The organism is Chitinophaga filiformis, from assembly GCF_021646545.1.
In the GTDB taxonomy this organism is placed as follows: Bacteria; Bacteroidota; Bacteroidia; order Chitinophagales; family Chitinophagaceae; genus Chitinophaga; species Chitinophaga filiformis_A.
Genome location: NZ_JAKIRP010000003.1, coordinates 355108 through 375953, shown reverse-complemented (window position 1 = coordinate 375953; position 20846 = coordinate 355108). Strand labels below are relative to the sequence as shown.

At 44.5% G+C, this 20846-nt stretch carries 16 protein-coding genes; 11 read left to right on the top strand and 5 right to left on the bottom strand.

What is annotated here, in order from left to right:
• Positions 1-32: 32 nt before the first annotated feature.
• From L3C95_RS11275 to L3C95_RS11255, 5 genes are all read left to right on the top strand, one after another.
• Positions 33-1817, top strand: a complete 1785-nt coding sequence (locus L3C95_RS11275) for an OmpA family protein (protein ID WP_236386126.1) — start codon at positions 33-35, stop codon at positions 1815-1817.
• 37 nt (positions 1818-1854) lie between these two features.
• Positions 1855-2886: a type IX secretion system membrane protein PorP/SprF gene (locus tag L3C95_RS11270; RefSeq protein WP_236386129.1), complete on the top strand. Its 1032-nt coding sequence runs from the start codon at positions 1855-1857 to the stop codon at positions 2884-2886.
• A 75-nt stretch (positions 2887-2961) separates the two neighbouring features.
• Positions 2962-3519: a hypothetical protein gene (locus L3C95_RS11265; RefSeq protein ID WP_236386131.1), complete on the top strand. Its 558-nt coding sequence runs from the start codon at positions 2962-2964 to the stop codon at positions 3517-3519.
• Positions 3520-3628: 109 nt separating this feature from the next.
• Complete coding sequence (locus L3C95_RS11260) at positions 3629-4210, top strand: RNA polymerase sigma factor (protein ID WP_236386132.1); 582 nt, start codon at positions 3629-3631, stop codon at positions 4208-4210.
• Between the two features lie 271 nt (positions 4211-4481).
• Entirely contained in the window at positions 4482-7094 is a 2613-nt protein-coding gene (locus L3C95_RS11255) for a TonB-dependent receptor (protein WP_236386134.1), read from the top strand.
• 33 nt (positions 7095-7127) lie between these two features.
• Here the strand turns inward: L3C95_RS11255 and L3C95_RS11250 are convergent, their stop codons facing one another.
• The 5 genes from L3C95_RS11250 to L3C95_RS11230 all read right to left on the bottom strand — a co-directional run bounded on the left by L3C95_RS11250 (position 7128) and on the right by L3C95_RS11230 (position 12828).
• On the bottom strand, positions 7128-8636 hold the full coding sequence (locus L3C95_RS11250) for an AAA family ATPase (protein ID WP_236386136.1): 1509 nt from the start codon (positions 8634-8636) through the stop codon (positions 7128-7130).
• A complete protein-coding gene (locus tag L3C95_RS11245; RefSeq protein ID WP_236386138.1) occupies positions 8590-9813 on the bottom strand; it encodes an AAA-like domain-containing protein in 1224 nt (407 codons plus the stop codon). Before L3C95_RS11245 ends, L3C95_RS11250 begins: the two co-directional genes overlap by 47 nt.
• Before the next feature lie 96 nt (positions 9814-9909).
• Entirely contained in the window at positions 9910-11601 is a 1692-nt protein-coding gene (locus tag L3C95_RS11240; RefSeq protein WP_236386140.1) for a hypothetical protein, read from the bottom strand.
• A 1-nt stretch (position 11602) separates the two neighbouring features.
• Positions 11603-12130: an RNA polymerase sigma factor gene (locus L3C95_RS11235; RefSeq protein WP_236386142.1), complete on the bottom strand. Its 528-nt coding sequence runs from the start codon at positions 12128-12130 to the stop codon at positions 11603-11605.
• 206 nt (positions 12131-12336) lie between these two features.
• The gene (locus tag L3C95_RS11230) at positions 12337-12828 is read right to left on the bottom strand and encodes a hypothetical protein (protein ID WP_236386143.1); all 492 of its coding nucleotides are present in this window, start codon (positions 12826-12828) and stop codon (positions 12337-12339) included.
• A 545-nt stretch (positions 12829-13373) separates the two neighbouring features.
• Here L3C95_RS11230 and L3C95_RS11225 point away from each other — a divergent pair.
• From L3C95_RS11225 to L3C95_RS11200, 6 genes are all read left to right on the top strand, one after another.
• A complete protein-coding gene (locus L3C95_RS11225; protein ID WP_236386145.1) occupies positions 13374-14402 on the top strand; it encodes a TIGR03118 family protein in 1029 nt (342 codons plus the stop codon).
• Positions 14403-14824: 422 nt separating this feature from the next.
• On the top strand, positions 14825-15115 hold the full coding sequence (locus L3C95_RS11220; protein ID WP_236386146.1) for a hypothetical protein: 291 nt from the start codon (positions 14825-14827) through the stop codon (positions 15113-15115).
• Positions 15116-16071: 956 nt separating this feature from the next.
• Positions 16072-16497, top strand: coding sequence for a LytR/AlgR family response regulator transcription factor (locus L3C95_RS11215; RefSeq protein ID WP_236386148.1), 426 nt, complete (start codon positions 16072-16074; stop codon positions 16495-16497).
• Positions 16498-16617: 120 nt separating this feature from the next.
• Positions 16618-17175, top strand: coding sequence for a hypothetical protein (locus L3C95_RS11210; protein WP_236386150.1), 558 nt, complete (start codon positions 16618-16620; stop codon positions 17173-17175).
• Positions 17176-17317: 142 nt separating this feature from the next.
• Positions 17318-17812, top strand: coding sequence for a hypothetical protein (locus L3C95_RS11205; protein ID WP_236386152.1), 495 nt, complete (start codon positions 17318-17320; stop codon positions 17810-17812).
• Positions 17813-18030: 218 nt separating this feature from the next.
• Complete coding sequence (locus L3C95_RS11200) at positions 18031-20844, top strand: SusC/RagA family TonB-linked outer membrane protein (RefSeq protein ID WP_236386154.1); 2814 nt, start codon at positions 18031-18033, stop codon at positions 20842-20844.
• Positions 20845-20846: the final 2 nt, after the last annotated feature.

The window sequence follows — 20846 nt, the reverse complement described above, 5'->3', positions numbered from 1 at the left end:
CCTTCATCCATCAAACGTATCAAAAGAAAAACATGAAACATATCTTTCTTACAGCAGTATTGTTTTCAGCGGTTACCATAAGCAAAGGACAGGTTGCTTATAACTACCTGCGGTCTGCTGACTATTATTACAAGAATGCAGAGTATAGTTCTGCAGCGCCGTATTATGAGAAGTACCTGGCAGGTGCCAGGAAGATTGTAAGTGACGCTGCATACCGGCCTTATAACACGCAGCCTTCTGCAAAGAAATCGCTGGCCACAGTAAGCACCGAGCAACAGGCTATCTATAAACTGGCAGAAAGCTACCGCTTGCTGCATGATTACAGCAAGGCAGTGCCCTGGTATGCAGAAGCAATGGAGTTTGATAAAGCAGCCTTCCCGCTGGCGCCTTATCATTATGCAGTAGCCCTGCGTGCGCTGGGAAGACATGAACTGGCTGAAAAAGCATTTACTTATTTCCTGGAATCATATACACTGCAGGATACTTACCGCGAAACAGCACAACGCGAATTGCAGAACCTCCGCTTCATCATCGCAGAGATGGGCAAGCCTGATCTGAATATGTATAAGGTGGAGAAAGCGCCTGAAGTGATCAATCCCATCGGTGCCAACTATGCCCCGGTATGGTTTAAAGACAGTGTACTGGTATTTACCTCCACGAGGCCCGATAAAGGTGCTAAAGGACATGCTTTCGTAAACCGTCTGTACAGCGCCAATTATGCGTCCGGACAACCGGATACGGTTAGCCTGCTGGCCATTGCACAACCAAAGGATGTTGACCAGGGAGTAATTGCATTGAGCCCGGATGGTAATACGCTCTTTATGACACGCTGGACGGTGAAACAGGGTAAGAAGAGCGCAGCGATCTATAGCAGCAAAAAGAGCGGTGATACCTGGAGTGAACCAGCATTGCTGGATACGGTGCTGAATGTACCTGGTTACAGTGCACAGCAGCCGTTTGTAACGCCGGATGGTAAACGTCTTATCTATGCCAGCGACAGACCAGGTGGTGTTGGCGGTTTTGACCTGTGGGAAGCAGAACTGAATGGCGAAGGAACACCTTTCTTTACAAAGAACCTTGGTCCGGTGATCAACACTGCCTGGAACGAAGAAGCGCCTTATGTACATGCAGCTTCCAATCTGCTGATATTTTCTACGGATGGCAGGGTAGGTATGGGGGGCTTTGACTTCTTCTATGCGAAGGATTCTGCGGGTGCCTGGAGTACACCGGTGAACTTCGGTTATCCTGTGAACTCTGTAAAAGATGATATGTATTTCATCAGCAAAGGTAGTAAAGAGAATATCCTGGAGAATGTCTGGTTATCGTCCGACCGTGCGGCCGCCTGTTGTCTGGAGCTCTTCTCCTTACAGAAAGTAGTGCCACCACCACCACCGCCACCGCCAGCACCAAAACCGGAGCCAACGGTGATTGCGCTGGAACCGCCAACAACAGACGGACCTATTGTACTGGAGAATATTTACTATGACTTCAATATGTCTTATCTGCAGCCCGCGTCTTTCCCGTCATTGGACAGGCTGGTGGCGATGTTGAAAAAGTATCCTGCTATCGTGATCGAACTGAGTGCACATACAGACAGCAAAGGTTCCAATGAGTTGAATGAAAAACTATCTGAAGCCAGGGCGAAGAGCTGTGTAGATTACCTCGTAGGTCAGGGCATTGAATCCAGTCGTCTGCAGTCAAAAGGATATGCCGCTACACGTCCGATAGCGCCTAATACAAATCCTGACGGATCTGACAATCCAGAAGGCCGTGCGCGTAACCGCAGAACGGAGTTCAGGATCATCAGCGGCAGATAAATAAGCTATCCGCACACCACTTAAAAAACAAAAGCTTATGAAAAGAAAACCATTGTTGTTGCTGCTGCTGACGTTGTTGTCGCAGGGGATCTATGCACAGCAACAGCCGCATTATACGCAGTACATCCTGAATCCATTCATCATCAATCCTGCTATAGCAGGTATTGAAAACTACTGGGATGTAAAGGCAAGTCACCGGCACCAGTGGACCGGTCTGAATGGTGCACCGGTTACGACTTACTTAACCGTTCATGGTCCTCTTCGCAAAAGTGATTACCCACAGGCCAGTGTGACTGGTCTGACGCCTCCTGGCGAAAACCCCAGGGGCAGGGCATACTGGCAGGAGTATACCACACCGCCTTCCCATGCAGGGATGGGAGTGACCATTCTGAACGACAGGACCGGCCCATTGAACAGATTCTCGATTAGTGCTACATATGCGCATCACATTCCGCTGTCATCGCGGCTGAATGTAAGTGGTGGTATCTCCATAGGCATGCAATCCGTGTCAGTAGACGCTGCCAAGCTGCAGTTTCAGCAGCCTGGCGATCCCGTGGTAGCTTCCAGCGAGCTGCTTAACAAGTGGCGGCCGGAAGTGAATGCGGGCCTCTTATTGTACGGTGCTGACTTCTATATGGGTGCGGCCGTCCAGAACATCGTTCCCCAGGAAATAGCCTATGATAATGGTAAAGTAGTGGGTGATTCTCTATACAGGGGAAAGCTGGTGCCGCACCTGTTCTTTTCGGGAGGTTACAGGCTCTGGATGACGGATGACGTGAGTGTGTTGCCTTCGGTGATGGTAAGGCTGATCACTGCAGCACCGGTAAGCTATGATGTGAATGCGAAGTTCCTGTACAGGGACCGCTTCTGGTGGGGAGCTTCCTATCGCATCAAAGACGGCTTTGCCGCTATGCTGGGTGTGAATATCAGTTCAACGGTGAATATTGGTTATTCCTATGACTACACTACATCATCGTTAAATACGGTCAGCAAAGGCACGCACGAAGTGCTGATCGGTTTCCTGCTGGGCAACCGTTACGGCGATCTCTGTCCGAGAAACAATTTTTAATCATAGGGATGGAATGACACAATTATAAATTTTTAACAAAAACATCTTCACTAAACACAAACAAACAATTTACTTATGAAACGAATTTCCAGCTACTTCTTTGTCGCATGTATGTTCTCACTGATGATCGGTATTGCTTCCTGTGGAAAGGATGGCGCTGCTGGTCCTGCAGGTCCGGCGGGTGCAAACGGTCCAAAAGGCGATAAAGGAGATAAGGGGGACCAGGGGGATCCGGGATCCGTTAACATTACTTATTCAGAGTGGTTGGATACACAATTTGCGCTGGATACAGCTTCAGGCGAATACGTATGGGGTGTGGACGTAGAAGCCATTGATGCAGAGCTGCTGAGCACAGGTTTTGTAAAAGTTTATTTCAACCTGTATACGGCTGCTCAGCCAAACATTTCGTCTGTACCTTATGTAGAGGGCGACCTGTATATCAGGGAAGTATTGACAGAAGGCGGTTTACTGTTGTTCAGCAACTTTAATGTAAGCACACAGACAGATAACAACGGTAACAAGAGATTCCAGGTAAGATATGTAATTGTTCCGGGTAATGTTGCTGCGCGTGGCAGGAGCATCGACTGGACCAAGTATGCTGAAGTGCAGGCACTTCTTGGCATTAAGAACTAGTTTACTAATGACCATCTCCATCAAAACCACATGTAAGATGGCTGCTTTATCCAGGGCGGCCGATTTTTCAAACTTCTTTATTGCCCGGTGTTTTTAAAAAAATAATGACATGAAAAGATATTGTGACCTGACAGATGAAGAGCTCATAAAACTGTACAGATCCGGCGACGACCGTGCTTTTACGGTGCTGGTACATCGCCATAAGAACAGGATCTTTACAACTATCATGCTGTTGGTAAAAGACCGATGCCTGGCGGAAGATATATTCCAGGATGTATTCATCAAGATCATCAACGCCTTCAACGAAGGCCATTACCTGGACAACAGCCGCTTTATAGCCTGGGCTGTCAGGATAGCGCATAACTGCTGCATCAGCCATTTTCGTAAAAAGACGGCTGCTTTTGTCCTCATCTACAGGGATGAGTTAGCCCACAGCGATTATAGACACGTGGATAGCCAGGAGCACCGCATCATTACGCGGGAAACCCATGCTTCCGTACAAGTATTGATCGACCGCCTGCCGGAAGCACAGCGTGAAGCGCTGATCTTACGGTATTATGCCGACCTCTCTTTTAAAGAGATCGCACAGATCGTCAATGTAGGTATTAATACCGCATTGGGAAGGGTGCGTTACGCTGTTATGAATATGCGTAAAATGATGGAAAGAGAACAAACACCTGAAGCTGTGTAAAAGCTCCTCCCGGAGCTTTTTACCGGTTTTATCCCCATACCGCAGACATGATGCAGTCCGGCCATTTTTTTACTGGCCATCTCCCTAAAAAAGACTAAATTGAACAGGCAATTACTTATTGCTTTTGGGATACTTTTGCATTTACAGGAAGCCCCGGAATCATGATTAATTTATAATAGTTTTAGCCAAGTTAGCCAAGTTATATAGTTAACCCGTAATCAACAGTATCCCCATATTATTACAGGTCTGAAATGAAGCCCAGTTTTTTTGTATGAAGAGGATTTTCCTGCTCATTTGTTTCCTTTGCTGTCTGCATACCCTGTTGGCACAGACTGGATATAACGTATCAGGCACTGTCAGGGATACAACCGGTCAGGAAATGATCGGGGCTAATGTATGGCTGATAGCAGGCCGTGATACAATGCATACTATCGCTAATGATGCCGGTAAATTCATTTTCAGGAATGTACCGCAACCGGTATTTACTATCCGCGTGACTGTGATCGGATACGATACATGGTACCGTGAATTCTCATATAAAGAAGCAGGTACTGAGATAGATCTGCCGCTTATCAAACTGTCTATTAAGACAAGTACATTGAAGGAAGTGGTGGTAAAAGGCGCAGTGCCGCCTGTTGTCATTAAGGAGGACACTATCGAGTACCGCGCTGACCAATACCGTTTACGCGAAAATGCAGTAGCGGAGGATCTCTTAAAACGATTGCCCGGTATGCAGGTGGATATGGAGGGAAACGTAAAGACCATGGGCAAAACGATCACCAAGGTGCGGATCAACGGGAAAGACTTCATGATCACTGATATCAAAACCCTCACACGTCTGCTGCCGGCAGACCTCATTGATAAAGTACAACTCATAGATGACTATGGCGATCTGGCGCGTGCCACCGGCCGCAAGGTAGGAGAGCCGGAAAAGATCATCAATATCCAGACGAAGGCCGATCTTGAAAAGGTATACCAGGGGCAGGCATTGGGTGGTATAGGCAATGATGGCCGGTATAATGCTGCCTTACTGGCGAATTATTTCAGTGAAAAACAGCAGCTCTCTATTAACGGTAATACCAACAACATTTCTGCACAGGTGGGCAATACTATCACCTCTACCGGTAACATTAACTACCGGGGTAATTACTCCGAGAAATTTTCAATGAATGTGGGCATTATTGGCGGACGCACCACCAGTGAGATAGAGTCGCTCAGCACTTCACAAACGGTGACTGACGATGGCACGCTGTCAAGCATTAATACCAGCAATAACAGCAGCCGTAATGATAATTATAATATCAATATAGGCACGGAGTACAAGCCGAAAGAGGGGGATATGGTCAATTTCAACCTGAACTATAGCGGCAACAAATCGTTCAACAGCAGTATGAACAGTGCTATACAAAGCGGCTTGCAGCGTAAGGATCAGATTTCCAACAGTCTGAACACCAACAATACGCCCGTGTTCCTGGCGGGTTTATTTGCTTCTCATCGCTTCAAGGGACTGGGAAGGGTCGTTTCCCTCGGGCTCTATGTCAATACCACGAAGAACGATAATCTGCAGGACGGTACCGACAGCCTGCGTTACTATAATCCCGACAGCACGATTGCAAAGGATTCTTTATTACACCAGCTGCTTGATAAGAAGAACAATACTTTCACCGGCAATGGCCAGTTGTCTTATATAGAGCCACTCGACTCTGCTAACAGTCTTGAATTCCGCTATTCGATCAATTACAACCATACTGATAACGGGCAGGAAACCCGTTGGGTCAATCCTGACGGTAAGATCGATTTTATTGACTCGCTCAGCAATCGTTACATTTACACGATGGTGCAACACCAGATAGAGTTGAACTTCCGCAGGGTAAAGAACAAATGGGATTACAACTTCGGTGTGCGCTTACAGCCGGCCAGTCTGACCAGCAGCATGGCGGGAGGGGCGAACAAAGCGGTGGTGAGCAGTAATAAGCTGGTGCCTGTTTTCCGTATTCAGTACAAGCTGCCTAAGCAGGCCATGATGAGCCTTTCTTACGCCGGCAATGTGATCTTTCCGACCTATCAGCAATTGCAACCGGTGCCTGATCTGACCAATGCACAGTTTCCCATTATCGGTAACCCTGATCTGCGTCCTTCATTTGCACATTCTCTATTCTTCAATTATCGTAATGCGGGAATGAATACTTTATTCATTCACCTGTCGGGTAACTATACGCAAGATAAGGTGGTGACGAATGTCTCTCTGGTGAAAGACAGTTTTAATACTGTTAAACAGGAAACCCGTTTCCTGAATACTGGTGGTGATTATAACTTCCGCTTCATCTACGGATGGTCTTACCGCCTCGCTGATGGGAAATACAACCTCTTCCTGGACGGAAACAGTTCTTACAACAATAATATCCTGTACATGGACAACGTCCGTAAAACGGGCCAGAACCTGATGATGACGCAATCTCTCAGGGCCAACATGCTGCGGGAATTAGCAGAGCTCACGGGTGGGGTGGCTTATACTTACAACCGGAACGTATACATACTGCAGCAGAATAATATCACCAATATCCATACCTGGAATTTCAACCTGAACGGCAAGGTGTATTTCCTGAAAACATTCAGCCTGGGAGCTGATATTAATAAACAGTTGAACAGTGGCTACAGCGGAGCGCTGTCAGCTAATCCGCTGATGATAAACGCTACTTTAGAGAAGATGCTCTTTAAAAGAAAGCTGACGGTCCGCCTGCAGGGATTCAACCTGCTGGATGAGACATCGAGATTGTCGCAGAGTATATCGGGCAATACCGTGACGGAGAATCAAAACAGATTGTTAGGACGGTACTTTATGGCCACTTTGCAGGTGGATATGAGGTTGTTGAAGGGGAAGTAGGAAGGCTTAAATTATCATTGTTTGGCAGTTATATTACTTTTTTTCTTTTATCTCCTGAAGAATAACATTAACCGTCGATGTAATTTCTGGTGGAATTTTTAAGTGGATATTTTCCTTGGTCTGCGTTAATATGAGACAGGCATAATAAATAGGCGCAAATAATTCACGTAATGTATTTGCCATTTCGGGAGAATGGAATATCTGATAGACAAGATTAAATTGGCCATGTAGCAATAGCTGTCGTAATAAATGCCGTGATTGGATAGGGTCATTCTTCACAAAAGCGTGTACTGTTTCGTGGAGATTTTCAAATTGCCCCGACGATATTTTGTTAATAATTGGTTGATGTTTTCCAGTTAGCAACTGCATTTTTTCGATGGCATAGAAATCCTCAAGGAAAATAGTCAGATATTTGGCCTTCCTTTTTTCCAATGGACCTCCCTGTGTGAAAATTAACCAGAGATTGAAGAACCGTTCTACCAATCTATATAAATGATTCTTATTTCCAGTCTCTACCTTTTCTACGATTCCTTTATCACTTAACTGCTTCAACTGTGCAGAGAGCGCATTATTATTCATTTTAGTCACTTCTGCCAGTTTTCCTGTACCCACGGCCTCCCAGACAAAGGCTAATTGAAGCACAATTTTTCTTTGGGAAGGGGGTAATGAATTTAATCTTTCCTGATATAATGGGGTAACATTGTCCATCACATGATGTAAGTATTCATACCCCGTATCCTGAGCATTAGTAAGCAGGATATTTACAAAAAATTGTAGCGTTCTTGGCAATCCGTCTGTAAGTAGACGGATTGTCTCCAGTTGCCCGGGGCGTGTTTCTACAAAAGCTCTAAGTTGTGGAATGTCAAACTGATCACTCCAGCTAAGCAATAGAGTTTTTACTTCCTTGGTTGTTAATGCTCGCAATTCCAGTACGCGAAAAAACTGGTAGAATGGTTTATTGTACTTGCAGAAATGTTCAGTCATTCTTGTGCTGCCCCCAATAATCCGAATATTATCATAATTAAGAAGATATTCTCTTAGTATGCTGGCTTCATCCTCAATATTTTCAAAGATACGATCTATATTATCCAATAGCAGGATGATTTTCTTTCCTGATTGAGTGATTTTTTGCTGCAAATGATCGAATAATTTCCTTGTGTAGATGTGTATATCGTCATTCCATTCAAATGGAGTTTGAGTTATTCCATGCTGCTCCAGTTCCCCAATGATCTCTTCCAAAAGGTCATATAACCTATAAATATTTGCCTGTTCCTCAGCAAGATTGATGGGGATATATTTGTCTTTTAGCGCTGGATTGGAGCCTATCTCAATCTGTATCCTTTTTAGTAGCGTTGATTTGCCACTGCCCCTACGTCCAATTAGCAAATAATGCTGAACAGATCCCTTCATGGGATTTCTCATAATGTCCTGGATAATAATATCATATTCGGACAGACGGATAAGAAAGTTCGCCTTGATGGTTTCCTCATCCGCGTTAGCCGATTGATAAAAGAGATGTCGTTGATAAATTGAATTGTTCATAATAAACGGGGTATTTTCTCAGCCAGAATCTTTTGAGGAAAGGGGAAATGAACTTATAAACATGTCTGGGGGATTCAATTAAATATCCGTCGTTTGTCAATTGATCTATAAAATCCATATAGTCATCCTGCCTTTTATAACTGTCATGGCAGGCAATGTCATAGATTTCCCGAATCGTTATTTGTTCCCTATGTGCCGCATGTTTTAATATTTCATTAACAAATTTAAAATTTACCGATTGGTAGTCTTTCAGTCGTTCCAACCAGTCTTCAAAATTCTTGTTTTTCTTAAGTACATTTTCAAACGCATTATCGATATCTGACGTAGATATTTCCGGTTTATTCTGCTGTCTGGCCAGATGATCAATCTCTTCCAACATCAGTTGGATGTAGTAAGGTAATGTATGTTCCACTACTTTTATTAAGTACGCTATGGCTGGTTCAGATAAACTTATAGTGGCGTCTTTAGTTAACTGTTGGATAAACTGTCTTGTTTCGTGATTAGTGAGTGCATCTGTTTGTATGGGATGGAGGTCGTTGATGAGTTTAGGTCTGTCAATGTTCCTGATTACAAATTCCAATCCTACTGATCCTGCGTAGACAATAGAGAAGTTCTTAAATTTTTTATAGCTACGGATCTCTCTGAGTGTATGTAGTATTGCTATTGCGTCTTCTTTCTGATCTGACTTGCTCATCCTGCTGATAACTTCTGCAAATTCATCCAGAAATAGAATTGTATGTACTTTTGTTTCTTCAAGAGAAAGAATAAGATTCTGTAACTCCAGTTCGTAGTTTAATTCTGAGGTTTTAAGTTTGAGGCCTGAAGTGGTAATCTCTTCGATAGCATACTTCTTAAAACATGATTGTAAATAGGACTTAACAGATTGAACACGGCTTCTGTTAAGGCATTGTATGACCAGCGTAAATAAACGTTGATAAAATTCACTTCTTGATGTAACCCCTTCGATATTTTGGTAAATGCATACATACTGATCAGTGCAGTTTTCCGCAAGATCCATCATAATGGATGTTTTACCCACCCTTCTGGGAGCCACAAAAAGTATGTGATTACCTTTTTTTATTTCGCGCCAGAATTCTTCGTTAATTCTCTCTCTTCTAAAATATCGTCCCGCAGTAGCTGCGTCTCCTGTGATGGTATTTGGGGATAACCAATTCATTGTCAAACGTGTTTCTTCAAATATATGCCAATAATTTTATTGGCAAAATTTCTGCCAATAAAATTATTGGCATATATAAATTTGAGGTAACTCATTTTACTTTGCCCACAACCTTCTCCTAAACACTACTTCCACATTTACCGGCCTGGCTGAAATATCCTTTGTTTTACTTATCCGTGTAACCGGCACCAGGGTGCGCAGCCCAAATTGCCATTTACCAGCCATATAGTCGAGTTCCACCACGCCATTGATATGAAGTCTTGACAAATCTTGTTTATCCGCCGCAGAGGCGGGAAAAATGCCATCTTTTACGATTCTCATGGTAGAGTCCATAACCGTCAGCCGCATAAGTGCCTTTTGCATGAAATTGGCCTGTATACCCGCACCTATCTGCCACCTGGAATGGACGCGGATCTGGTATTGCAAGGCTAGTCCCCAACCAAATTGCTTTAGTAAAGAGCTGGTGGTATCAAAGGGCGTCCATGTGGTGCCAACGTCCGTTTGTATATTGGATTTAGGAACAGCGCTGACTGAAGGTTGTACATCCAAAGACAACGCGCCTTTCCATAGCCTCCTTTCAATTCTCACAGTAGGGATCAGGCGCCGGTAGAATTGTTTTTTTCCGTTAGGTCCCAGGAAATAGAAACTGCTATCATAGAATGGTAGCGCTACATTCAATTGGGCATATAAAGCCCAGGGTTTTTCTGCATGCTGATCGCCTGAGCGACGTAATACAAGCGGATCTGCTTTATGTTGTAAGCTGGTTTTATACCCTGCAACAGGAGCGTGTATAAATGATAATTGCAGTGAGGGATGGTCTTCCATTTCCCTCACTGCGTGTTTGTCTGTATTGGTCTGAGCACTGGCTGACAACTGTTGTTTCTGTGCTACCAGTGGCTCAGCGACAGGCGTACGCGTTGTTCCCCCGTAATGTTTTCCGTCAGATGCAGATGGCTTTGACAGCTGTTTGTCTGTTGCATCCTGCCTGGCTAAATTCTTTGGTTCGGTAAGGGGATATTTGCCGGCAACAGGCTGTTTGAAAGGCCGTTTGCCGGTAGTCTGTTGCTTAGCGGTAGACTTTTTTTCGATAGGAGGAAGGTCGTTATTTGTAAGCTGCTTTAAAGGTTCCTCGCCTGTTGCCAATTGCTCTGCTGTTTGTTGGCTAGTAGTTTTTCCAGCTACAGGTTGTGGTTTGTTAGCAATGGATGATGACCGTAACGTAATGATTTTTCTACCTGTAGGTTGTAGTTTGCCAGCAGTTGATGATGACAGTAATGGCGTAGATGCGTTTGATCGCTGTGTTGCCGATGATTGTAATACGGGTTGTGTTTCGGATGGATGTAGACCGGCTGCCGCCTGGGAAGACGCAGTTACAGGAACATCATTGACTATCGTTGATGCACTCTTTATCGTTGGAGATATAGCGTGTTGAAAAGCAGTATCGTTCTCTTTTGATAGTCTCAGTGTCTGGCTGTCGGACGCCGGAGATACTGGTTGTATATAAGCCAGGCTGGTATCATGATTAGCATTATCCGCAGCAGCTAACCCCGTATTTTGTTTACGCATGTAATACCACAAGAGTACACCGGCTGCCGCTACAGCAGCTATCACAAATACGCCTTTTATCCACAGGTAGCGTACATGGGTATGGGCTGGCAAATTCCCATCCACAGGCAATTCGGCGTCCAGCTTTTGTCGCATGGACTGCCACGCCTGATCGGCAGGCGGTATAGGAATTGGTAATTCCTCTTTGTTGAAGTTTTTATTACCCGGATGTTGCTCAGCCATTTTAAGAATAATACTTTAATAATACCGGCTTTAATTTGTTTCTTGTCTCACTCAGGTGCCATTTTACGGTACCCTGACTCAATTGTAATCTTGCACATATCTCATTAATAGAAAATCCTTCGAGGTAGAATAGAATGCATATAGCTCTGGTAGCTGGCGGTAAGACATCCAGCAGTTTATAGATATCTCCCGACTCCATAGCAGAAAGTGGATTATCACTATGCGAAACATCGATGCCCTCTACACCTACATGTTCTGTCCATTTAGCGGTCTTTAGCTTGTCCAGCGCAGTATTACGCACTATTGTATATACCCAGTTGAAGAATTGTCCCTTGTCGTCCTTAAATAGTCCTATATTTTTAAAAACCTTTAGCATACCATCGTTCAGCACTTCCAGTGCGTCTGCCTGCTCCGGGAAGAATTTCCGGCATAACAGGAATAGCGCAGGATAAAACTTTTTATAAAGTTTCTCCTGACCTAAGCGGTCGTTCGCTACGCACTGTTTGATCAATTCCTGAATATCTTCCAAATGAAATTGTTCCGATAGGTATACAATAATTTATGCTCGTGCTATGCCTGCATTGCGAAGGTGGCTGTTAAAAATGACTTTTACCGGATAGCTCCCCTTATGAGCATCTCCGGTAAAAGTACAAATATAGCCTGCTCCGCTACAGTAGCAATTGTGGCCTTTGACTACTGTAACGATATTGAGCCTGATTAGTTACAGCCATCGCTCTAGCCCCGCTTACGAACTCTTACTGTATCGTGATGCGGGAAGGAATCATACGGTGGCCGGGGTGGATTCGGATAGGAAGGGAACGTATCGTGTGGTGGATACGTTGGATGTGACGGGAACGTGTCATGTGGCGGATGCGGGGTATAGGGAGGATAGGACGGAAAAGTATCGTGTGGTGGGTATGGGATATGCGGGAACGTATCATGTGGTGGATACGGTGTATGCGGGAAAGTATCATGAGGCGGATAAGGGAACGTATCATGAGGTGGGTATGGAATACTATCATGAGGAATGGTGTCATGAGGAATGGTGTCATGAGGGATAGAATCATGTGGAATGGTATCGTGAGGAATGCTATCCGTAGGAATGGAATCCTGCTCATATGCCAGGCCCTTTCCCTTCATTTTCTCCTGCAGCGACTCTTTGGTACAGGAACTTTGAATAAAAATAATAAACCCGGTAACGGCCAGGACTCCGATAAGTTTTTTCATAGAGTACTTGTTTTATAAAGATGAACGGTGGGGGAGTGGCAAAAGGTTGGGTGCGCTGAAAAAAAATCTTTGGGTTTTGTCTAAATATTTTATGCTCAATCGGTTAAGGGTATTAAGTGGACTGTTTTAAAACTATCTTAAACATAGTTGATTCGTAATGTATTATGATGCGGCACTTATTATAAGGTCAAAATAGTATAGTGAATGAAAAGTGCAGCAGAAATATGCCCCGGAATGCTAAGGCAACTTTTCCGGTTAAACACACGTATTAATTAATAGACAGCGGTTTAGATGTCTTGTGTCCTGTTTGGTCCCTCCAGTGAAGCGTAAAAAGTACGGTTCCTGCCCAAGTTTGTCTTCCTGGTACAGACATGCTATGTAGCATGCCTTATTCGTTCACCGTTAAATTGAAAGAAATGATAGTGTTGTTTGAAAGATGCCCGGTGATAAATGCTGTAACCGCAGGGTCACGTAAAGACAGATCTATCCGGACATCAGTGCGAAATTCTTTTATTTGGCCCCTTGCCAGCTTAATAGTCTTGTTTGTGTTAAACATAGGTTGTAGTAAAGACAACGGTTATAATAATAACAATAATCCTCCTCCCGTTACCAAGAATTACAACCAGGTGGCCCTTGTAACAGATGTTGGTAGTGGTCCTTATAGTTCTGGCCAGGTAGATGCCAATCTTATAAATCCCTGGGGTATCGCTGTTAATCCCGCAGGCGCCATCTGGGTAACGAACAATGGTACCGGCCTCAGTACTGTCTACGATAAAAGTGGCGCCATCTTGCAGTCGCCCGTTAGTATCGGAGCTCCCGGAAGCTCCACCGGTGGTAGACCTACGGGTATCGTTTATAATGGAACAAGCGATTTTATGGTAGGAGGGGCACCAGCTAAATTTATCTTTAATACAGAAGATGGTCTTATTCTTGCCTGGGCCGCTGGTGCGGTAGCAACTACTGTCGCCGACAGATCGGCCGCTCATGCGGTTTATAAAGGATTGGAATTGGCTAAAGATGGTGCAGCTAATTTCCTGTATGCCGCTAATTTTTATGCAGGAACTATTGATGTATTTGACAAGGATTTCAACATGGTCACCGGCAAACCATTTGTAGATCCGACTATGCCTGCTGGTTATGCGCCGTTCAATATCAGGAGTATAGGAGGTAATCTATATGTGACATATGCAAAACAGGATGCAGTGAAAGAGGATGATGTAAAAGGGGAGGGGAATGGGTATGTGAGCATCTTCAAACCCGATGGATCTTTTGTGAAAAGATTTGCATCACAGGGTGCGTTGAATGCCCCTTGGGGTATTGTGGCTGCTGCCGACGGATTCTGGGAAGTAAATAATACGATTATTATCGGGAACTTTGGAGATGGGAAGATTAATGTGTATGATCAGGATGGAGCGTTTTTAGGTCAATTGAAGAAAGGGGATAATCCGATTGTAATTGATGGGTTATGGGCGCTGGAGAATATACCATCTACTCCATCGACGCAGTTGTTTTATGTAGCGGGTCCGGGTAATGAGACGCATGGGGTGTTTGGGTATGTGATGAGGGCGTATTAGCACTGCATTGCTCAATAACGTTATTCGGGAAACTATTAAAGCAAAGAAACGGGCGGGGTTTTACTCAGGACTGATTTATTCTAGTATGCTCTAATCCAGAGTTGTTGGAATTCTTGAAATAACCCGTTGCAAAAAAGTATACATGTGTTGCCACTTTTAATTGAGTAAGAACCGCAATAAGAATTTCATTTGTTTTAAATGAAAAAACTATTGAAAGAAGGAGGCTATTTCGTTTAGAAGCGGCTTCCTTTTTATTCTCACCCAATTGCAAAATAGATATGCTACCCGCCCAATTTGACCTATGAAATTAGAAAAAGTTTTTCTGTTGCCTAAATCGTATAAAAAGAAATGTACCTATGTTGTCACTTTTTAATTGCGTAAAACCCGCAATCCCATTTTCCCTAGTTTTAACTCAAAAAACTATGGCAAGAACTAAAAATCCATTATTAACCGGCGTAAAACTGGGCCACGGTAAAATAGCTCCGGGCTTTGTGCTGAAAACCCGTAAAGGGAAGGTATTTATCAGCAAATGTCCCGACATGAGTAATGTCGTCCCTTCGAAGTTGCAGTTAAAATCTAACAGTAATTTTACCACTGCAATAGAATATGCAAGAAGCATTATCAATGATCCGGTAAAGAAAGCTGCCTATAAAATCCGGCGTGGAATGAGCGTATATCATTCTGCAGTTAAAGACTATCTTGAAAGTCATTAGACGTATTCGACAGATCGACCGGGATGCTGATAACTTCTTTATGAAGAAAGCCGCTTCATTGGAAGCGGCTTTCCTTTTTTACTCCTACCCAATTTCAAAGTGGATTAGATCTTCATCCACTGCTTCTTGTTCTTAGAGACCAGTTTCCAATTTGGCGGATTGTGGAACCGCCTGGCGTGAAGGTCAAGGGTTCCATCGTCGAAGTAATAGTAGTGTTTCCAACGGATATCTGAGCATCGGCTCCAGAATGTTCCGTGATAAGGACAGATCCAACAGCGACCGTACAAACGCTTATGAGCCCATTTGTAGGTTTTGTTATCAGTCGTCTCCTTCAATACTTTTTTGTATTTCACTTGTAAGCACTTTGGTGTTACAAGGCATCAAACTCTTTTTTCATATTGCGAATATACAGTATGTCAGATGCTGGTTGAAATTTTTGTCATGTATACGAGTGATCTGCGGTCGATCACTGCGCTTGTGCGTTTGCTGACAAGGAACATGAAATGAAATTGTCTCACGTAAATGGTACATCTGGCATTAAAACCCGTTGGAGATTCGCTTGAGATATAGTTGAGATTCGCTTATCCTCCCTTAAAAAGGGAGGATTAAGGGAGGATAAGCGAATCTCAACTATATGTCTACTGGAATTCCACCCAAATTATAACAATAATAATTTGAAAAATTTAAATCTCATTTTGATCTCTAAATATCTATTTTTCAGTAAATTACATGATTATTGTTCAATCCCACAACTGTTATTTTTATAATATTAAAGTTTTGAATTATGAAGACCATTTTGGCTAATCCCGCAACAAGCAATTCCCAGTTCCGTAACCCAATTACTGGTCAGTCTAACCTATTGCTACTACTATCCCTACTACTATATTCCCTACGTAGCTTTCACAGCTCCCTCCCTCTCTGTCCTAAACCCAAATTGTTCACGATTCCTGATATTAATGAAAGAAGGTATTCTGATCTATACAAAAAACGGTATTCACGAAGTGGTCTTTTATGAGGAGATCATCTATATCACAGTACAGAAGCATTATATCCTTTTAAAACTTACAGACGGTCGTTCCCTACCTGCTAAATACAGCCTGAAGCAAATCGAGAAGCAACTTCCCCCCAATATTTTCTTCCGTACCCACAGAAATTATATTGTTTCCCTGAGATACATCAAAAGTGTCGGAGTGGACACGATCATCGTAACGGGGGGTGAAGAGATTTTGCTTACACAAGAAATAAGAAAGTCTTTTTTTAACCGTTTTACAGTGATTGGAAGTGTGGAAAATGAGGGGTCTCATGACGGGATTTCGCCTCCTCGTGATCGAATTTCGCCTCCTCGTGCACTTTCTCCAAAACCGCGTCAAAATCCTTCCTAACATTGTGTCATCAATCACAGCAAAAGGGGCTGCACCCGCAACAGGAGAGAGGTGCCTCCTGTTACACCCGACGGTTGTGATTGTAGTAAACCTTTTTTTAATCTTAAAATTTAGAAAGTTATGGCACACATAAAACAAAATAAAATGATGGAAGGAACGTCCGGTACTATTGGAAACGTAACCTTCAGTGTAAGAAAAAATAAGACAGTTTCCGGTCCCAGACGTGGTCCTAACACAAAACCACCGACCGAGGAGCAATTGGCGGTACAGCTGAATTTCGAACGTTATTCAGCATATGCCCAGAAGGCAATCGGTAATCCAGCCACGAAGGCAATGTACGCGGCAGCCGCAAAACCTGGACAAACTGCTTTTAATGCTGCCTTCCAGGATGCAGTCAGACCGCCGCGTATTTTGGATATTGATACAAGGAAGTACAAGGGCGTCGCAGGAAATGAGATCTCATTCCGGGTGAAGGATGTCGTCCGTGTCGAATCTGTAAATGTAACAATCCTGTCTGCGGCAGGAGCGGAGCTGGAGCAGGGAGACGCAGTTCCGGATATCGGCAACTACTGGAAGTATACAACCAGTGCAGCAAATGCTGCCTTACCGGGTACACGTATCCTGATTACGGCAACAGACCTGCCAGGTAATGTTACCGAAGTAGAAGAAGTGATCTGACGATCATTTAAACAAAAAGCGTCCCGGCTTAACAACCGGGACGCTTTCTATAATCCCCAAAAAAGGTAAAGAACATACAAACAGTCATTTCCGTTCTATTTTCCGCAACTGGATTAAAATAGCATTGCATTAAAAACGACTAATGCGAACGGCTATCACTATTATTTTGCTCTTTACTTTTTCATCAAAATTAACCGCACAGACCACCTACCCCCGTATTGCCGGCTACGTAGGAATATTACATCCTATTGTACATTTCGGTGACGGTGGCGCACATTGGAATTTCGACGGCGCCTATGTCGGCGGATTACCCACAGGTATTAACATCTGGAAAAGCCAGAAGATTGGATTCTCCTGTGAGTTCGTTCCCTTCATCCGGGCTGCGAATGGAACCAGTAAAATGAACAACTTCCTCTTCCATCCCGGAGTACTCGTTTCCCTCGGCCATGGATTCACCTTCGCAGGCCGTGCTGCGTTTGAAACGTCAGGTAGATATGGAGTAACACCTGTACTGAATAAAGTGATCAAAAAGAACAAGGACTGTAGTTATTTCGTGGCAATACCCGTGCCCGCCCGTTTCGGCAATGACCATCCTTCTACAATAGGTATCGGTTTCCAGTTCGGAATCGCATTTTAGCATAACAGCCCACTCATTAAAAAAACAGTAATAAAGAAAAATCTCCAATTATTTTGATAACTGATTTTTTAAACTAATTTTGTCTACATAATTAGTAGACTAAAGCCCGTTTGTATCCCACCAACACAAAACGGCTATTACCTATCAATACTTTAGCAACCTTCCATTCCCTCGGCAGCAGCTGCCGATGAGTATTTCCATTACCAAAATTGTTCGATGTGAAAAAAAGTTTACACGTCCTTATCATGCTATGCTTACTGGGGGGGCCCTTATTCATTCATGCACAAACGGTAGCACCTCCCGACACCACCATTGCCTCTTCTATGAACCGTGCGCTGAGCGAAGTGATCGTTGTGGGTTACGGCGCGCAAAGTAAAAAAGCGGTCGTTGGGGCCGTGACCAGTATTAAGGCGGCAGGTATCAAAGACCGGCCGGTAGCCAGTTTTGATCAGCAGTTAGAAGGCCGCGCGCCAGGTGTGCAGGTCAGCGCCAATACAGGCGTTCCGGGAGACGGGATCTTTTTTCGTATCCGTGGAACAACTTCTATTAATGCGGGAAACGATCCTTTATATGTTGTAGATGGTGTATTCATCAACAACCAGTCATTACAGAAAGTAACAACACAGGGACAGGCAAATAATCCGCTGGCGGATATTAATCCGGCGGACATCGAGTCTATCTCCATTCTCAAAGACGCTACAGCTACTGCCATCTATGGCGCACGCGCTGCCAACGGCGTTGTACTCATCACCACTAAAAGAGGTACTTACAACAGTCGCCCGAAAGTGGCATTCAATACTTATGCAGGTGTAGCATGGGCGCCTGAATTGTGGGAACTGGTAACAGGGCCTGAACATGCAACCATTATCAATGAAGCCTGGGGCAATGATGGTAAACCCGTTTCCACCAGACCTTTCCGGCCAAAGTCGGAAGGCGGCCGCGGCCTGCCGGAAGAGCAGCCTACATATGATCGGCTGCATGATATCTTTCGTACAGGAGCTATACAGAACTATGACCTTTCGCTGTCGGGCGGTAACGAGAAAACAAGATATTATCTGAGCGGTGGCTTTAACAAACAACTGGCTAATATCAAAACGAACGACTACCAACGTGCCAGTCTGAAAGTAAACCTCGATCAGCAGATCAATGACAGGGTACGCGTAGGTACCAGCAACTCTTTATCACGTTCCCGCCGTACCAATGCACGTGTAGGCGACGGTCCGCAGGGAGGCATTTTACAGGCAGCCCTGCATACACCAACGTATCTGCCGAAATTCAATGATGACGGCACCTATGCTAAATGGGCCGGTTTTGATAACCTGGATGTACTTATCAAATATACAGATATGCATTCCACCAGCACCCGCTATATCGGCAACTTATACGCAGAAGCTGACATCCTGCGTAAGCTGAAGTTTCGTACCAGCTGGAGCCTGGACTATAACGACTATGACGAGTACGAATACTGGAACAGTTATACGAACAGGGGAAGTGCCAGTAAAGGCCTGGCTACTTCCAGCGTCAGTAAGAATATTGTTTGGGTGAATGAACAGACATTGTCTTATCGCACCAGCCCGGGACAACGGCACACACTGGGAATACTTGTAGGGAACTCAGTCCAGGGCAATATTGCGCAGCAAACATTTGCACAGGGTACCAACTTCCCCAGCGACGCTTTTAAACAGATCGCTTCCGCCGCTACTACTACCGCCTCCTCTAATCGTGCAGAGAACAGACAGGTATCTTTCTTCTCCCGTGTGGAATATAACTACGAAGGGAAATACCTGGCGGAAGTGAATTTCCGGGCAGACGCTTCCTCTAAATTCGGCGCAGACAATCAATGGGGCTATTTCCCGTCTCTTGGCGTGGCATGGCGTGCGAAGGAAGAGCGCTTCCTGCAGGCGGTAGATGCGATCAGCGATCTGAAAATAAGGGCGAACTATGGTCTGACAGGCAATCAGAACGGTATAGGCAATTTTGCGTCCCGTGGCCTCTGGGGTGGTGGCTCCAATTACCTGGACAATCCGGGTACTGTTCCGCAGCAACTGGCTAACCCGGAGCTGGGCTGGGAAACTACCCGGCAATGGAACTTCGGCCTCGACCTCGGATTGATCGACGATCGTATCAGCATAGAATTTAACTGGTATGATAAATATACTTCTGACCTGTTACTGAACCTGCCATTGCCTGTCAGCAGCGGCTTCCGTACCATTGCCAGCAATTCCGGCGAGATCAGTAACAAAGGTTTTGAGCTGGGTATCAACACCACAAACATCCGCAGTAAGAATTTTATATGGCAGACAGGGTTCAATATTTCCCGTAACATTAACAGGATTGAAAAACTGAATATCCCGATAGATGCGTCGTATAGCGTGGAAAGGATGGCGCAGGGATATCCCATGCATTCCTTCTTTGTATATCGCCAGTTATACGTCGATGCAAAAACCGGAGATGCGGTGTATGAAGATGTGAATAAAGATGGTAAACTTACAGCAGCTGATCGGCAGATGACAGGACAGGCAACGCCGAAATTTTTTGGAGGGTTGAATAACAATGTAAGCTATAAAGGATTTGATCTCGCGCTGTTCTTCAACTTCCAATGGGGTAATAAAGTATACAACAGCAACCGTTTCTTCCATGAATCCGGCGGTACACGCGATGACCGCAGGGCTATCAACAAAAATCAGCTGAACCGCTGGCAGAAACCAGGTGATGTGACCGATGTACCAAGGATCACTACTATCGGTAATAACTATACTCTCAATCCTATCAGCCGCTTCCTGGAAGACGGTTCCTTCCTGCGATTAAGTTCACTTACACTCGGATATACAATACCTGCACTGCTGGCTAACCGTATCCATGCCAGTAATATCCGTTTTTACCTGAGCGGTACAAATCTCTGGTTGCTGAAAAAATACAAAGGACCAGATCCCGAAGTGAATGTTACTTCCGATCCCAATGTACAGGGCTATGATCTCGGAACACCGCCACAACCGCGTACCGTGCAATTTGGCCTGAACCTCACACTTTAAAA

Coding starts and splice junctions, on each gene's coding strand:
- L3C95_RS11275 (WP_236386126.1), top strand. CDS start 33: ATGAAACATATCTTTCTTACAGCAGTATTGTTTTCAGCGGTTACCATA.
- L3C95_RS11270 (WP_236386129.1), top strand. CDS start 1,855: ATGAAAAGAAAACCATTGTTGTTGCTGCTGCTGACGTTGTTGTCGCAG.
- L3C95_RS11265 (WP_236386131.1), top strand. CDS start 2,962: ATGAAACGAATTTCCAGCTACTTCTTTGTCGCATGTATGTTCTCACTG.
- L3C95_RS11260 (WP_236386132.1), top strand. CDS start 3,629: ATGAAAAGATATTGTGACCTGACAGATGAAGAGCTCATAAAACTGTAC.
- L3C95_RS11255 (WP_236386134.1), top strand. CDS start 4,482: ATGAAGAGGATTTTCCTGCTCATTTGTTTCCTTTGCTGTCTGCATACC.
- L3C95_RS11250 (WP_236386136.1), bottom strand. CDS start 8,636: ATGAACAATTCAATTTATCAACGACATCTCTTTTATCAATCGGCTAAC.
- L3C95_RS11245 (WP_236386138.1), bottom strand. CDS start 9,813: ATGAATTGGTTATCCCCAAATACCATCACAGGAGACGCAGCTACTGCG.
- L3C95_RS11240 (WP_236386140.1), bottom strand. CDS start 11,601: ATGGCTGAGCAACATCCGGGTAATAAAAACTTCAACAAAGAGGAATTA.
- L3C95_RS11230 (WP_236386143.1), bottom strand. CDS start 12,828: ATGAAAAAACTTATCGGAGTCCTGGCCGTTACCGGGTTTATTATTTTT.
- L3C95_RS11220 (WP_236386146.1), top strand. CDS start 14,825: ATGGCAAGAACTAAAAATCCATTATTAACCGGCGTAAAACTGGGCCAC.
- L3C95_RS11215 (WP_236386148.1), top strand. CDS start 16,072: ATGAAAGAAGGTATTCTGATCTATACAAAAAACGGTATTCACGAAGTG.
- L3C95_RS11210 (WP_236386150.1), top strand. CDS start 16,618: ATGGCACACATAAAACAAAATAAAATGATGGAAGGAACGTCCGGTACT.
- L3C95_RS11205 (WP_236386152.1), top strand. CDS start 17,318: ATGCGAACGGCTATCACTATTATTTTGCTCTTTACTTTTTCATCAAAA.